Origin of the sequence: Mesorhizobium sp. NPDC059025 (genome assembly GCF_042739655.1) — a bacterium.
Taxonomy (GTDB): domain Bacteria; phylum Pseudomonadota; class Alphaproteobacteria; order Rhizobiales; family Rhizobiaceae; genus Mesorhizobium.
In genome coordinates, this window is the sequence record NZ_JBHYIM010000005.1 from 85,885 (window position 1) to 99,767 (window position 13,883).

The 13,883-nt window shown below is 62.9% G+C and carries 12 protein-coding genes; 8 read left to right on the top strand and 4 right to left on the bottom strand.

Features of this window, described 5'->3' with window-relative positions:
• Positions 1–24: 24 nt before the first annotated feature.
• Positions 25–3,114, bottom strand: a complete 3,090-nt coding sequence (locus tag ACFWYE_RS14015; protein WP_379064461.1) for an efflux RND transporter permease subunit — start codon at positions 3,112–3,114, stop codon at positions 25–27.
• Positions 3,111–4,340, bottom strand: a complete 1,230-nt coding sequence (locus tag ACFWYE_RS14020; RefSeq protein ID WP_379064459.1) for an efflux RND transporter periplasmic adaptor subunit — start codon at positions 4,338–4,340, stop codon at positions 3,111–3,113. The genes ACFWYE_RS14015 and ACFWYE_RS14020 overlap by 4 nt, the downstream gene beginning before the upstream one ends.
• Before the next feature lie 202 nt (positions 4,341–4,542).
• Between ACFWYE_RS14020 and ACFWYE_RS14025 the strand changes: the two genes are divergently transcribed.
• Positions 4,543–5,106, top strand: coding sequence for a TetR/AcrR family transcriptional regulator (locus tag ACFWYE_RS14025; RefSeq protein ID WP_379112105.1), 564 nt, complete (start codon positions 4,543–4,545; stop codon positions 5,104–5,106).
• Positions 5,107–5,161: 55 nt separating this feature from the next.
• Here ACFWYE_RS14025 and ACFWYE_RS14030 read toward each other — a convergent pair whose 3' ends face one another.
• Complete coding sequence (locus ACFWYE_RS14030; protein ID WP_379112107.1) at positions 5,162–6,565, bottom strand: sensor histidine kinase; 1,404 nt, start codon at positions 6,563–6,565, stop codon at positions 5,162–5,164.
• Positions 6,562–7,236 (bottom strand): response regulator transcription factor, encoded by a 675-nt coding sequence (locus ACFWYE_RS14035; protein ID WP_379064453.1) that lies wholly within the window; start codon positions 7,234–7,236, stop codon positions 6,562–6,564. Before ACFWYE_RS14035 ends, ACFWYE_RS14030 begins: the two co-directional genes overlap by 4 nt.
• 303 nt (positions 7,237–7,539) lie before the next feature.
• Here ACFWYE_RS14035 and ACFWYE_RS14040 point away from each other — a divergent pair, with 303 nt between their 5' ends.
• The 7 genes from ACFWYE_RS14040 to ACFWYE_RS14070 all read left to right on the top strand — a co-directional run bounded on the left by ACFWYE_RS14040 (position 7,540) and on the right by ACFWYE_RS14070 (position 13,860).
• Positions 7,540–8,043 (top strand): class I SAM-dependent methyltransferase, encoded by a 504-nt coding sequence (locus ACFWYE_RS14040; RefSeq protein WP_379064451.1) that lies wholly within the window; start codon positions 7,540–7,542, stop codon positions 8,041–8,043.
• A complete protein-coding gene (locus ACFWYE_RS14045; protein WP_379112109.1) occupies positions 8,040–8,657 on the top strand; it encodes a DedA family protein in 618 nt (205 codons plus the stop codon). The genes ACFWYE_RS14040 and ACFWYE_RS14045 overlap by 4 nt, the downstream gene beginning before the upstream one ends.
• Positions 8,658–8,698: 41 nt before the next feature.
• Positions 8,699–9,610: a LysR substrate-binding domain-containing protein gene (locus ACFWYE_RS14050; protein ID WP_379064447.1), complete on the top strand. Its 912-nt coding sequence runs from the start codon at positions 8,699–8,701 to the stop codon at positions 9,608–9,610.
• 132 nt (positions 9,611–9,742) lie between these two features.
• Positions 9,743–10,903 (top strand): ABC transporter substrate-binding protein, encoded by a 1,161-nt coding sequence (locus ACFWYE_RS14055; RefSeq protein WP_379112111.1) that lies wholly within the window; start codon positions 9,743–9,745, stop codon positions 10,901–10,903.
• A gap of 182 nt (positions 10,904–11,085) precedes the next feature.
• Positions 11,086–12,084 carry an ABC transporter ATP-binding protein gene (locus tag ACFWYE_RS14060; RefSeq protein WP_379112113.1) on the top strand — a complete coding sequence of 333 codons (999 nt, stop codon included), beginning with the start codon at positions 11,086–11,088 and terminating at the stop codon, positions 12,082–12,084.
• On the top strand, positions 12,081–13,055 hold the full coding sequence (locus ACFWYE_RS14065) for an ABC transporter permease (protein WP_379064441.1): 975 nt from the start codon (positions 12,081–12,083) through the stop codon (positions 13,053–13,055). Before ACFWYE_RS14060 ends, ACFWYE_RS14065 begins: the two co-directional genes overlap by 4 nt.
• On the top strand, positions 13,045–13,860 hold the full coding sequence (locus tag ACFWYE_RS14070; protein ID WP_379112115.1) for an ABC transporter permease: 816 nt from the start codon (positions 13,045–13,047) through the stop codon (positions 13,858–13,860). The genes ACFWYE_RS14065 and ACFWYE_RS14070 overlap by 11 nt, the downstream gene beginning before the upstream one ends.
• Positions 13,861–13,883 lie beyond the last annotated feature (23 nt).

Genomic DNA, 13,883 nt, shown 5'->3' on the forward strand with positions numbered 1-13,883 from the left:
GTTTTTTTGCCTGTCGGCTGCCGCTTATTCCGCGGGTTCAAGCGCCCCCGCCGCCGGCCTCTCTGCCGGTGCGTGGCCGCGATGCGCCAGGAATGTGTAGAACATCGGCACCACGAACAGCGTGAAGCAGGTGCCCACCAGGATGCCGGTGAAGATCACCAGACCCATGGAGAAGCGCGCGGCGGCACCCGCACCCTGGGCGACGATCAGCGGCACGACGCCCAGCGCCATGGCGGCGGTGGTCATCAGGATCGGGCGCAGGCGAACCTTGGCCGAGGCGACGATGGCTTCGCGGATCGACAGGCCGTGTTCTTCACGCTGCTGGTTGGCGAACTCCACCAGCAGAATGCCGTGCTTGGTGATCAGGCCGATCAGTGTGATCAATCCCACCTGGGTGTAGATGTTCAGCGTTGCGCCGGCGATGCCACCGTTGATCAGGTTGAGCGGCAAGATAGCGCCGAAGATCGACAGCGGCACCGACATCATGATGATGAGCGGGTCGCGGAAGCTTTCGAACTGCGCCGCCAGAACCAGGTAGATCACGATGATCGCCGCGATGAAGGCGATGATGATCGTGTTGCCTTGTTCCTTCTCCTGCCGCGACTGGCCGGTGTAGTCGATGAAGAAACCGTCCGGCATGCTCGCCCGGGCGATGTCCTCGATCGTCTTCAGGCCATCGCCCGTCGTGACGCCGGGCATCGGCAGTGCGGTGATCGTCGACGAGTTCAGCTGGTTGAACTGTTCGATTGCCGCCGGCGATGCATCGGTGGTGATCTTCACCACGGAGGTCAGCGGCACCATCTGGCCCGTCACGCTGCGCACGAAATACTCGCCGAGCTTGTCGGGATTGTCGCGATAGACCATCGGCACCTGCGGCATGATCTTGTAGGCGTTGGAGTCGCGGTCGAACTTCGCCACTTCATTGCCGCCGACCAGCAACGTCAGCGTGCGGCCGATGTCGCTGATCGGAATGTTGAGTGCCGCGGCGCGATCACGATCGATGGTGATCGTGGTCTGCGGCGCGTTGTACGACATCGAGTTCTGCACGACGATGAAACGGCCGGAGGCCTGCGCCTTCTGCTTGATCTCTTCGGCCACCTCGAACACCTTCGAGGCTTCGCCCGTCGAGCGAACGACGAGGCCGACCGGCAGGCCGCCGCCGGAACCCGGCAGCGTCGGCGGTGCGAAGACGAAAGCCTCGACGCCGGCGACCTTCTTCAGGCGTTCGGTGATGTCAGCCTGAATTTCCTTCGACGAACGAATACGGTCGGCCCAGTCCTTGAAGGCGAAGCCGACGAAAGCGCCATTGGTGGCGCCGCCGAAGGCGACAGCCGAGAACAGCGCCCGGGTTTCCGGGATATCCTGCACCAGGCCGAGCATCTGGTTGACGTAGGCTTCGGTGTAGTCCGACGTCGCATATTGCGGGCCGGTGACGATCGAGAGCAGGAAGCCCTGGTCTTCTTCCGGCGCCAGTTCGCTCGAGGTCTTGGTGAACATGAAGCCCGTCACCCCGACCAGCGCGATGACGATCAGCAAGGTTACCCAGCGCGCACCGAGCGATGCCTGGACCAGTCGCTCATAGACGTTTTCGATGCGCGTGAAGGTGCCGTCCACGATTTTCTGGAACCGGCTGTGCGAGCCGGCCTTGAGAAGACGAGCCGACATCATCGGCGTGATGGTCACGGCGATGACACCGGAAAGGACCACCGCGCCCGCCAGCGTCACCGCGAATTCGCGGAACAGCGAGCCGGTGAGGCCGCCGGTGAAGGCAAGCGGGGCAAACACCGCCGCCAGCGTGATCGTCATCGCCACGACGGCGGAGAAGATTTCACGCATGCCGGCAAAGGCGCCTTGCATCGGCGTCATGCCTTCTTCGATGTGGCGGTGGATGTTCTCCACCACCACGATCGCGTCGTCGACCACCAGGCCGATCGCCAGCACCATGGCGAGCAGCGACAGCAGGTTGATCGAGTAGCCCATGAAATAGAGGATGAAGCAGACGCCGATCAGCGACAGCGGGATCGTGATGATCGGCATCAGCACCGACCGGAACGAGCCCAGGAACAGCAGGATGACGACGACGACGATGGCCACGGCCTCGGCGATGGTCTTGAACACTTCCTCGATCGAGGCGCTGATCTGCTCCGTCGAGTCATAGACAACCTGGATCGTCATGCCCTTGGGCAGGGTCTCCTGGATCACCGGCACCAGCTTCTGGACAGCCGATGCGGTCGTCAGCGGGTTGGCGGCCGGCGTCGGGAAGATGGCCAGGAAGGTACCGGGCTTGCCGTTGAAGGTCACGCGGGTGTCGGTGTTTTCGGCACCCAGCTCCACGCGTGCCACGTCACGCAGGCGCACCACATTGCCGTCGACCGAACGGATTGGCAGGGCCGCGAAGGCCTCGGGCGTCTGCAGGGTCGAACGCACCGTGATCGACGAGATCACATATTCGTTCTCGGTCTTGCCCGGAGCGGACAGGAAGTTCGAGTTGTTGATCGCCTGCACCACTTCCGCGGCGGTGACACCGCGTGAAGCGAGCCTGATCGGATCGATCCACACGCGCATCGAATATTGCTGGGCGCCGAAGATCTTGACGTCGGCGACGCCTTCGACCGTGGTGATGCGCGGACGCACGACGCGGTCGATGTATTCGGTCAGCTGCTCCTTCGTCATGTTCGGATTCTGCATCGAGATGTACATCATCGCGAACGAGTCGCCGGTGCCCTTGACGATCACCGGGTCCTTGGCTTCCGAAGGCAGGTCGCCGCGCACGCCCTGCACCTTGGACAGGACTTCGGCGAGCGCGACGTCGGGATTGGAGCCGAGCTTCATCTGCACCGTCACGGTGCTCGCCGACGGCGCGCTGGACGACTTGACGTAGTCGATGTTTTCCGTCGAGGCGACGGCACGCGCGATCGGGGCCGAAATGAAGCCCTGGATCAGGTCGGCGCTGGCGCCTGGATAGGCCGTGGTCACCGTGATCGCGGTTTCCTCGACCTTCGGGTACTGGCGGATCGCCAGGTTGAAGATGCCCTGGATACCCAGGAGCAGGATCATGGCGCCGAGCACCGTCGAGAGGACGGGCCGTCTGATGAAAAGGTCAGAGAAACTCATTGGGCGGAAGCCTTCTGCTCTGCCGGCTTGCTGGGGTCGACCGTGTTGTCGATCTTGACCAGGGCACCGTTGCTCAACCGATTCTGGCCGGCGGTGACGACCTCGTCGCCTGCCTTGACGCCTTCGATGATCTCGGCGACGCCGCCGAAGCGCCGGCCGATCTTGACGAAGACCTGGTCGACGGCAAGCTGCGGGCCTTCGCTGCCAGCCGGCTTCTGCGCGGCAGGGGCTGCGGCTTCAGCCGGCTTGGCGCCTTCGGCAGGCTTCGCCTCCGCGGCCTTGTCGGCGGGCTTCGCTTCCTTCGGCTTGGCCGGAACGACGGTGTAGACGTAGTCGCCATAAAGGCTGGTGGTCAGCGCCGTCTGCGGGACAGTGATGACGTTGTCTTCCTTGGGCAGCTCGACGCGAACCTGCACGAACTGGCCGGGGCTCAGGCGCCCTTCCGGATTGTCGATGCGGGCACGCACCGAAACCAGGCGGCTGCTCGGGTCGATCTTGGGATCGATGCCGGTGACGACACCCTTGAACGACATGTCTTCCGAGGTCGGGCCGAAGGTGACCGGCTGGCCGACCTTCAGCTTCTCGAGCTGCTGCTCGGGAACGGTGAAGTCGACGCGCATCGTGTCCATGTCCTGCAGCGTGACGATGGCGTTGCCGGGCGCGACATACTGGCCGAGCTCGATCTTCGGAATGCCGGCGATGCCGCCGAAGGGTGCCTTGAGCAGCTTGAGATCCGCCTGGGCCTGTGCCTTGGCGACCTGGGCGATCGAGGTTTCGGCATTGGCATTGGCAGTGTCCAGTGCGGCCTCGGTGCCGACGCCGGTCTTGCGCAGCGCTTGCGCGCGCGCCAGTGCCTGCTGGTCGAGCGTTGCCTTGGTCTTGGCGGCGATCAGGTCAGCCTGTTCGACGGCATCGTCGAGACGCACCAGGAGCTGGCCGCTCTCGACCTTGTCATTGGCCTTGAACAGGATCTCCTTGACCACGCCAGACGTTTCCATCGTCAGGTCGACACCCATCGAGGCGCCGACGGTGCCGATGGCCTCGATGCCAGGGGTCCAGGTGGTCGGCTCGATCTTCTTGGCCGAAACCGTCAGCACATTGGCCGGCATGTTGGCGAAGAACCCGGCAATCATCTTGTCGCGGAAGAAGTTGAACCAGATGATGCCGCCGGCCACCACGGCCACGAGGACAAGCAGGATGAAACGGATGATGAAGCGCTTGATCATGGGATCCCTCGAACGCGCGTGGCAATGACAGTCGAATCAAAATAGCCGGGTGCGCATTTTGCGAAACCCCGGCCTTCACTTTTTTCGACGCTTTACTGTACCGTCTGGACGGTCTTGTCAATTGCGCCTAGTGTCATGTTTTCGAACTTCGCTGCGGCGGATTTCAGAATAAGGACACAACTGTGTCTTATGGGCGACAGAGATGAAGAAACCACGAGCGAATTCACGCGAAAAGATCCTGGCTGCGGCGGCAGACGTCGCGCGCGAGTCGGGTCCGGGCAATCTGTCGCTGGATGCGGTCGCTCAACGTGCCGGTGTCTCCAAGGGTGGTCTGCTTTACAATTTTCCAAGCAAGGCCAAGCTGATGCAGGCACTGGTCGAACATCATCTGCAGGAGTTCCAGGAAGCGCTGGAGACAGCCAGGCAGGATTGCGCCCAGGGCAATCTTCTGGCTGCCTATGTCAAGCTGTCGGCCAAGAAGTTCGAGGAGGATCAGCCCCCTTCGGCGTGGATATTCTCGGCCATCGCCGAAAATCCCGATTTCCTGGCTCCGATCCGCATCTTCCAGCGCGAGCTGTTCGACCGGCTGAAGGCGGAAACGCCCGATTTCAAGGCGCTTTTGCTCACCTATTTCGCGGTCGAAGGCATGCGCAGCGCCAGCCTGTTCGACTTCCAGGTCCTGTCGGAGCAGGAACGCCAGTCGCTGGTGTCCTCGCTGCTGTCGGTGGCCAGGGGCAATCTGGCTCCGGTTCCGGCCGTCGCGTAGAGCGTTTCCGGTTTTTTCGAAAAACGCGAAAACACTTTTCCTGGAATTGCTCGGATCAGCACCCCTTGCGGGGCGTTTCTTCGTTTTTCGGACGCGTCGGAAAACTGATCCTGAACAGCGCACCCGGACTGCCGTCCAGCACTTCGATGCGCCCGCCATGCAGCTGCATGATCTCCTGCACCAGATTGAGGCCCAACCCGGCGCCGTGATCGTGGGGACGCAGACGGTAGAAGGGCTGGAAGATCTTCTTGCGCTCGTCTTCGGGCACGCCTTCACCTTCATCGAGGATTTCGATGGTCGCTGGCTTGACGACGCTGATGGTGATCTTGCCGCGGTTACCGCCATGTTCGATTGCGTTCTGGACAAGGCTGGTGACCGCCCGCTCGATCGAAGCGCGATCGCCGGTGGCCGCCAGTTTCTCAACATCGGGCTCGAAGGCCATTTCATAGCCTGAGGAGAAGGCGATCGGCGCCATGTCGAGCACGACGCTGCGGGCGATATCGACCAGATCGACTTTCGCCATGCTGTCGACCTGGCGTCCGAGCCGCTGCAGGTCGAGCAACTGATCGGTCAGCGTGGACAGCCGCGCTGCGTCGCGCAAGACACGGGCTCGTTCTGGCGTTGGCGGCAAGGAGGCGACGCGGGTGTTGAGGATGGCCACCGGCGTGCGTAGCTCATGCGCGGCGTCGGTGAGGAAGCGGCGGTGGCGCTCATAACCATTGTCCAGCCGCACCAGCGCCTCGTTCACGGCATTGACCAGTGGTGTCACCTCCATTGGCACATCTTTGAGAGGCAACTGCATGCCGCGCTTGTCGATGTCGATCTGCCCGGCCTCGGTGGCCGCTGCCCCCAATCCTCGCAGTGCGCCACGCACGACCCAAGGTGTCACGAACAGCGTCGCCAGCGCCATGACACCTACGACGGGCAGGATAACGACCAAAAAGAACTGCCAGGCGGCAAGCCCCAGGCGGCCCCAGGAGAGTTTGCCTTCGGTGCCGGCCAGGATCTGCACTTCGCCGGCTCCCGTCTCGCTCTCCCACGACACGATACCGGCTGGCCTGTCGGAGTTTTTGCCCATCGTCCAGGAAAAGCGCGCCTCGCTGATGTTGTCGAGCTGATCCGCGAACGGCGCCAACGCTGGCGGGATCGTGCCTTCCTTCAGCATGTTGCCCTGTTTGTCGCGCACGACGTACCAGAGGTTCTTCTCGGTTCTTCGCAGTTCGGCAAGTTCGCGTGTCGGGTTGAGTATCAGCTTGCCGTCTGTGTCGCGGGCAAGCGCGTCCTTGATGACATCGGCCGTACCGCCTTCATAGTCGTTCAGGCTGGCAGCGCCGAACATCATCAACGCCACGATAAGCAGCGGAACAAGTAATGTGATCAGGATGCCTTGCAGCAAGACGATGCGCAGCACCAGGCTCCATTTCAGTGAACGAGGTCGACGTGGTTTACCGAGGATCATGATGTCTCGCGCAGCAGATAGCCAACACCACGCACGCCATTGATCGTCACGCCGACACCGGCCTCGGCCAGTTTGCGGCGCAGGCGCGAAACATGGGTGTCGAGGGCGTTGGACTGGATTTCATCGTCGAGGCCGAACACCGCCTCCATCAGCGACTCGCGCTGCACCATGCGGCCCATGCGTCGCATCAGGGCTTCCAGCACCAGCAATTCCCGCCTCGGCAGCGCCATCGGCTCGCCGCGTATGCTGGCCTCGCGATGGCCGACGTCGAAGGCGAGGTCGCCGGCGCGGATCACCTGCGAATGCACCGTCGCCGGCCTGCGCAGCAGTGCGCGCAGCCTCGCCATCAGTTCCTCGAAGGCAAAAGGCTTGGCCAGATAGTCGTCTGCGCCGACATTCAATCCATCGACCTTGTCGGCGGTGTCGCCACGTGCCGTCAGGACGAGCACAGGCGTGGCACTGCCACCGGCGCGCAGCTTGCTCACCAGCGAAAGCCCATCGCCGTCCGGCAACTGGCGGTCGAGCAGGATGGCGTCATAGCTGTCGGTCGCCACAAAATCTTCCGCCTCGAGAAGCGAGGCGGCGTGATCGGCCACCATGTCATGACGCTTGAGCGCCACGCGCAGTGCCGAAGCCATTTCCTGTTCGTCCTCGACCAGAAGGATACGCATTGTCGTCTCGTGCAGTAGAACTCGTTACGGCGGGCTACGACCTCAACATTGCGTAAACATGGCAAAATAATGTGAGCGCCTGGGGCACGCTTTTTGTGTCAGATCGCCATCTTTCGCAATGTTTATGCAATCCAGCACCAGCAAACAGCGCTGCATCGGCTGGCGTTCGATTCGCCGGCAGTTCGATTTCGGATCGAGGATGATATGCACACCAATGATGCTTTCTCATTTCTGATGGCTTGGGCAGCGGCGCCATTCAAAATTGGTTCGGTAACTCCGTCCAGTGCCACGTTGTCGGCCTTGATGACGAAGGAGATCGGCCCGGACACCGGTCCGGTCCTGGAACTTGGACCCGGCACCGGACCTTTCACGCGTGCTTTGATTGAAAAGGGCGTCAGGGAAAAAGACCTGACCCTCATCGAGGCTGACAGCGATTTTGCAGCCTTGCTCACCAAGCGGTTTCCCTCCGCGCGCATCTTTGAGATGGACGCCACCGGTTTGCGTCATCTGGCGCTGTTCAACGGTCCGGTCCTGGGCGCGGCCGTCAGTGGCCTGCCGTTCCGGCTGATTTCGCCGCGTCGCACGCGACTGATCCTGGAGGGGGTCTTCGCCAACCTGCGGCCCGGCGCCTCCCTCTACCAGTTCACGCTCGGCCTGCGTTGCCCGATCGACCAGAGCATGCTCGACCAGCTCGACCTCAAAGCCACCCGTATAGGCCACACGCTGCGCAATTTCCCGCCGGCCACGGTCTATCGCATCAGCCGCATTCCGGTCGTCAAGTCGTACGACTGGCGCTACGCATCGTGACCGGTCCGCTGCCAGTCATTCTGGGTTCCGGACTTCTTGGCGTGTTCTGTATCGCGTCCGTCGAGAAGATCTTTCCGGCGCCGCCGTCACACATCGTCCTGCTGTTCCTCGGCATGACGGCGGCGCCGGGTCTGGATCGGCTGGAACTGCTTCTGCTGATCACCGTTGCCGGGTCCACTCTCGGCTCGCTGTTCTGGTACGCGATGGGACGCCGCCTCGGCGAGGCGCGCGCGGAGGCTCTGGTCGGACGTTTCGGCAGATATGTCTTCCTGCCGCTTTCGACCTATCGCAAGCTCGCCGAAGCCTATCGCCACAAGGCCTTTGTCGCCTCATTGGTCGCGCAGCTCATTCCAACGGTGCGCAACTATCTCGGTATCGGTGCAGGCGCGCTACGACTGCCGATCCTGCCCTTTGCCTGCGCCACGCTGCTGGGCGCGGTGATATGGAATTCGGCGTTCCTTTACATCGGCTATCTGATGCGCGGCGGCGATCATAATCTGGTGTCCGTCGGTTTCCGCATCCTCGCCATCGTCGTGCTGGTGGAGTTGACCTTCTTCCTTGCGCTGCGCTATCGCTCGATACGCCGCCGTCGTGCGGAATTGGCGCGCGGCTGACCGCTTTTCTTCCTGACCGTGCCGGTGTTTATATCGACGGCATGGCATTCACCCTCAGGCAGCTTCAGTTCTTCGTCGCCGTCGCGGATCAGGGCTCGGTCTCACGGGCAGCGCAGAAACTGTCCATCTCGCAGTCTTCCGTCACCGAAGCGGTCAAGGAGCTGGAGACCGACCTCGGCGTCGAGCTGTTCGAGCGCCATTCGCGTGGCCTCAACATCACCCACAAGGGTCACCAGTTCCTGCGCCACGCCACCAAGATCCTGTCGGATGTGTCGGATGCGCGCAGAACCTTCCTCGGCGAGCAGGAACAGACCAAGGGTCGCTTACAGCTCGGCGTCACTTCGCTTGTCGCCGGCTATGTCCTTTCTGACATATTGGCGCGCTATCGCCGCGCCTATCCCGGCGTCGAGATCACGGCGATCGAGGACAATGGCGACTATCTCGAGCACCTGCTGGTCGGCGGCAAGCTCGACGTCGCGGTCATGGTGATCTCGAACCTGCGCGACCGCACGGCATTGCAATCGGAAATCCTCGAGGTGTCGGCCTATCGTTTGTGGATGCCGCTCGGCCATCGGCTGACCGGCGCCGACATCATCGGCGTCGGCGACATCGTCAGCGAACCGCTGATCATGCTGACCATCGATGAGATCGAGGAGAACACCGGCAAGCTCCTGGCCGCGATCGGCGCCAGGCCGCATGTCGCTTTCCGGACGCGTTCGGTGGAGGCCGTGCGCAGCCTTGTCGCCACTGGTGCCGGCGTGGCCTTGCTGCCGGACCTGATCTATCGCCCGTGGTCGCTGGAAGGTGATCGTATTGAATCGCGGGATGTTTCCGGTTCGCTGCCGGTCGTCCAGGTCGGCATGGTCTGGCGGCGCGGCTCGGGCCTCGCGCAGCCGGCACGCGACTTCATCGGCATCGCCCAGTCGCAGCGCACGATCCGGCAGCGGCAATAAGCCATTAGCTATCGGAAAAACCGATATCGCCTTTCTGATAAATGAATTTGCGAAAGCTGCATTTTCACGACACCTTTCATTCCAGGGAGCGAAGCCGCCGTCAGAGCGCGGCCCCTGAGATGGGAGACGACGATGAATTCTTTCCTCAAATCATGCACTGCCCTGACGATCGCGCTGACCTTCGCCGGTCAGGCCGTGGCGCAGGAAGCCTTGAAGGAAGTAGGCAAGGGCGAGGGGCAGCTCAACATCATCGCCTGGCCGGGCTACATCGAACGCGGCGAAACCGACAAGGCCTATGACTGGGTCTCGGACTTCGAGAAGAAGTCGGGCTGCAAGGTCAACGTCAAGACCGCCAACACCTCCGACGAAATGGTTTCGCTGATGAACGAGGGCGGTTTCGACCTCGTCACCGCCTCCGGCGACGCCTCGCTACGCCTCGTTGCCGGCAAGCGCGTGCAACCCATCAACACCGACCTCATCCCGAGCTGGAAGACGGTCGACGACCGCATCAAGGATGCACCCTGGTTCACGGTCGACGGCAAGCACTATGGCGTTCCCTATCAATGGGGTCCGAACGTGCTGATGTACAACACCAACTTCTTCAAGGAAGCGCCGAAGAGCTGGAACGTCGTCTTCGAGGAACAGACGCTCTCGGACGGCAAGTCCAACAAGGGTCGCGTCCAGGCCTATGACGGCCCCATTCATATCGCCGACGCCGCCAACTACCTGATGGCGCACAAGCCGGATCTCGGCATCAAGAGCCCGTATGAATTGAACGAGGACCAGTACAAGGCGGCACTCGACCTGCTGCGCGTGCAGCGCACCCTGGTCGGCCGTTACTGGCACGACGCCGCCATTCAGGTCGACGACTTCCGCAACGAAGGCGTCGTTGCTTCCGGTTCATGGCCGTTCCAGGTGAACACGCTGGTTGCCGCCAAGCAGCCCGTCGCCTCGACCATTCCGGAAGAGGGTGCCACCGGCTGGGCAGACACCACCATGATGGAGGCCGACGCCGCCAATCCGAACTGCGCCTATATGTGGCTCGAACATTCGCTGTCGCCGAAGGTGCAGGGCGACGTCTCGGCCTGGTTCGGCTCGCTTCCAGTCGTGCCGGCCGCCTGCAAGGGCAACGAATTGCTCACTGACGAGGGTTGCAAGACCAACGGTTTCGACCAGTTCGAGAAGATCAAGTTCTGGCGTACCCCGACCTCGAAATGCGCCAGCCAGAACGACCAGTGCGTGCCTTACTATCGCTGGGTCTCCGACTATATCGGCGTCATCGGCGGGCGTTGACCTCCCATCCCCTCCCCGTAACCGGGGAGGGTCGCCCCGCAGGGGCGGGTCGGGAGCCATGCGGACCTGAGCTTTCGCCCGCCCTTCGGCGCAGCCTCCCTGGCGGAGGTGACCGCGTCTGCCCGACGGCTGTCTTGCAGCCGGGACAGGCATGATCGTTTGTAACAATGATCGCAGATCAGATGACCCCAGCTGTTTCCTTCCAGAAAGTCGCCCGTCACTTCGGCGCTGTGAAAGCAGTCGACGCGCTCGACCTTGACATCGCGGCCGGCGAATTCTTCGCCATGCTCGGCCCTTCCGGTTCGGGCAAGACGACCTGCCTGCGCCTGATCGCCGGCTTCGAGCAACCCACCGCCGGCACCATTTCGATCTTCGGCGAACGCGCCGAGGGCGTGCCGCCCTACCGGCGCAATGTGAACACGGTCTTCCAGGACTATGCGCTGTTTCCCCACCTCAACGTGCTCGACAACGTCGCCTACGGCCTGATGGTCAAGGGTGTCGGCAGGGCCGAGCGTTTGAAGGCGGCGGAAGAGGCGCTGGCGCTGGTGCAGTTGCCGGGTTATGGCGCGCGCCGCCCGGGCCAGCTCTCCGGTGGCCAGCGCCAGCGTGTCGCTCTGGCGCGCGCGCTGGTCAACCAGCCCAAGGTGCTGCTGCTCGACGAGCCGCTCGGCGCACTCGACCTCAAGCTGCGCGAAAACATGCAGGAAGAGCTGAAGTCGCTGCAGAAGGCGCTCGGCATCACCTTCGTCTTCGTCACTCACGATCAGGGCGAGGCCTTGTCGATGGCCGACCGCGTCGCGGTCTTCAACGAAGGCAGGATCATGCAGGTCGGCTCGCCGCAGGAAATCTATCAGCGGCCGAAGACACGTTTCGTGGCGGACTTCGTCGGATCCTCCAACGTACTGCCGCCGGATTTCGTACAGCGTTATGCCGGCCAGCGCCGCTGGGGCAGCCTGCGCCCGGAAGCGATCCGCATCACACGCGAAACAGGGGGCGACACCGTCCAGGCCCGGGTCTCCGGCGTCAGCTATCTCGGCGCCGCCACGCGGCTGGCGCTCGATACGGAAGGGCTGCGCCTGCATGCCAGCGTGCCGTCGGGCTCGGCGGTGCCGGAGCAGGGCGACGCCATTGCCTTCACCTTCAACCGCGATGCCATCCACATGATGGACGAGGCCCCATGAGCATCGCTTCCGTCACCGCAACGCGCGACGCGCCGGCATCCGCGATCCTGCCCGCCCGCGGCGGCATGCTGGGTGCGCTGTCCGACCTGTTCTGGCGCCGGCCGCGTTTCCTGCTCGTGCTCATGCTGCTGCCGCCGCTGCTCTGGCTCGGCGTCGTCTATATCGGCTCGCTGTTTGCGCTTCTGCTGCAGAGCTTCTTCTCGATCGACGAGTTTTCCGGCCTCATCAACCGTCAGTTCACGCTGAAGACCTATGCCGATCTCCTTCAGCCGGCGAATTTCGACATCATCGTGCGTACGGTCACGATGGCGGCTCTGGTGACGCTGGCTTCCATCGCCGTCGCATTCCCGATTGCTTACTACGCCGCCCGCTACGCGCAGGGCCGCTGGAAGGCGTTGTTCTATCTGGCCGTGATGCTGCCGCTGTGGTCGAGCTATCTGGTCAAGGTCTATGCCTGGAAGCTGATCCTCGCCAAGGAAGGCATCCTCACCTGGTTTCTCGCCAAGGTGCACCTGCTGTGGCTGCTCGACGGCTGGCTGGCCTTGCCCTATGTCGGCGGCAACTCGCTGTCGGTGTCGGCGACTGGAACCTTCATCGCCTTCGTCTATGTCTGGCTGCCGTTCATGATCCTGCCGATGCAGGCCGCACTCGAACGCGTGCCCGGCAATCTGGTCGAGGCCTCGTCCGACCTTGGTGCCTCCCCCGGGCAGACGTTCCGCAATGTGCTGTTCCCGCTGGCGCTGCCCGGCATCGTCGCCGGCTCGATCTTCACCTTCTCGCTGACACTGGGCGACTACATCGTGCCGCAGATCATCGGCACGTCGCGCCTGTTCATCGGCCAGGCCGTCTATTCGCAGCAAGGCACTGCCGGCAACATCCCGCTCGCCGCCGCCTTTGCGGTGGTGCCCATCGTCATCATGGGCTTCTACCTGTGGGGCGCCAAGCGTATGGGGGCCTTCGATGCGCTCTGACCGCAGCCAGTCGGCACCGCTCGGCCTGAAGATCGCCGCCACCTGCGGCCTGCTCTTCCTGCACCTGCCCATCCTGCTGATCTTCGTCTACGCGTTCACCACGGAAGAGAAGAGCTATCAATGGCCGCCGCCCGGCCTCACCACGGAATGGCTCGCGGTCACCTGGAACCGGCCCGATGTCTGGCAGGCTTTGTCGCTTTCGGTCAGGGTCGCCGCGATCTCGACCCTGGTTGCCCTGATCCTTGGCACCTTGTGCGCGGCCGCCGTCTCGCGCTCGCGCTTCTTTGGCCGGGAGACGGTCTCGCTGCTGGTCATTCTGCCGATCGCGCTGCCCGGCATCATCACCGGCATCGCGCTGCGTTCCGCCTTCGCCCTCACCGAGATCCCGTTCTCGTTCTGGACGATCGTGCTCGGCCACGCCACCTTCTGCGTTGTGGTGGTCTACAACAACGCGGTCGCCCGCTTCCGCCGCACATCGGGTTCGCTGATCGAGGCGTCCTATGATCTTGGCGCCGACGGTTTCCAGACCTTCCGGCATGTCGTGCTGCCCAATATCGCCACGGCCTTGCTTGCCGGCGGCATGCTGGCCTTCGCGCTGAGCTTCGACGAGGTCATCGTCACCACCTTCACCGCCGGCCAGCAGCAGACGCTGCCGATCTGGATGCTGGAGGAACTGATCAGGCCGCGCCAGCGTCCGGTCACCAACGTCGTGGCCATGGTGGTCGTGCTGGTGACGCTGCTGCCCATCCTGCTTGCCTATTACCTCACCCGCGACGGCGACCAGGTCGCCGGGTCGGGCAAATAAGATCGATTTCGAAGGGAGATTGT